Origin of the sequence: Pseudoalteromonas sp. T1lg88 (genome assembly GCF_002964765.1) — a bacterium.
In the GTDB taxonomy this organism is placed as follows: Bacteria; Pseudomonadota; Gammaproteobacteria; order Enterobacterales; family Alteromonadaceae; genus Pseudoalteromonas.
In genome coordinates this window covers 1-1,130 of record NZ_PQCF01000019.1, presented here as the reverse complement: position 1 = coordinate 1,130, position 1,130 = coordinate 1, and the positions used below count along the sequence as shown (strand labels likewise).

Below are 1,130 nucleotides of genomic sequence, written 5' to 3'. Positions count from 1 at the left end.
ATGGCAAAAGAAAAGTTTGAACGCGTAAAACCGCACGTAAACGTTGGTACAATCGGCCACGTTGACCACGGTAAAACAACTCTAACTGCAGCAATCACTAACGTACTTGCAAAAGTATACGGTGGTACAGCTAAAGACTTCGCATCAATCGATAACGCTCCAGAAGAGCGTGAGCGTGGTATCACAATCTCAACTTCACACGTTGAGTACGACACTCCAACTCGCCACTACGCGCACGTTGACTGTCCTGGACACGCTGACTACGTTAAAAACATGATCACTGGTGCTGCTCAGATGGACGGCGCGATCCTAGTAGTAGCTGCGACTGACGGTCCAATGCCTCAGACTCGTGAGCACATCCTACTTTCTCGTCAGGTTGGTGTACCTTACATCATCGTATTCATGAACAAATGTGACATGGTTGACGACGAAGAGCTACTAGAGCTAGTAGAAATGGAAGTTCGTGAACTTCTTTCTGAGTACGATTTCCCAGGTGACGACCTACCTCTAATCCAAGGTTCAGCTCTTAAAGCGCTTGAAGGCGAGAAAGAGTGGGAAGACAAGATCATCGAGCTTGCAGAAGCCCTAGATACTTACATCCCAGAGCCAGAGCGTGACATCGATAAGCCATTCATCATGCCTATCGAAGACGTATTCTCAATCCAGGGTCGTGGTACAGTTGTAACTGGTCGTGTTGAAGCCGGTATCATCAACGTGAACGACGAAGTTGAAATCGTAGGTATCAAAGAAACTACGAAGACAACTTGTACTGGTGTAGAAATGTTCCGTAAGCTTCTAGACGAAGGTCGTGCTGGTGAGAACATCGGTGCCCTTCTACGTGGTACTAAGCGTGATGAAGTTGAGCGTGGTCAAGTACTAGCTGCTCCTGGTTCAATCAACCCGCACACTAAGTTCGAAGCAGAAGTATACGTACTATCTAAAGACGAAGGTGGCCGTCACACGCCATTCTTCAAAGGCTACCGTCCACAGTTCTACTTCCGTACAACTGACGTAACTGGTGACATCCAACTACCAGACGGCGTAGAAATGGTAATGCCTGGCGACAACATCAAGATGACTGTTGAACTAATCTGCCCAATCGCGATGGACGAAGGTCTACGTTTCGCGAT

Annotated in this window: 1 protein-coding gene; it reads left to right on the top strand. The window is 47.6% G+C overall.

Annotation, left to right across the window (positions count from 1 at the left end; genetic code table 11):
* Window positions 1–1,130: elongation factor Tu (tuf, locus tag C2M34_RS07340; protein ID WP_105258440.1), on the top strand; the 1,130-nt coding region annotated here is incomplete at its 3' end.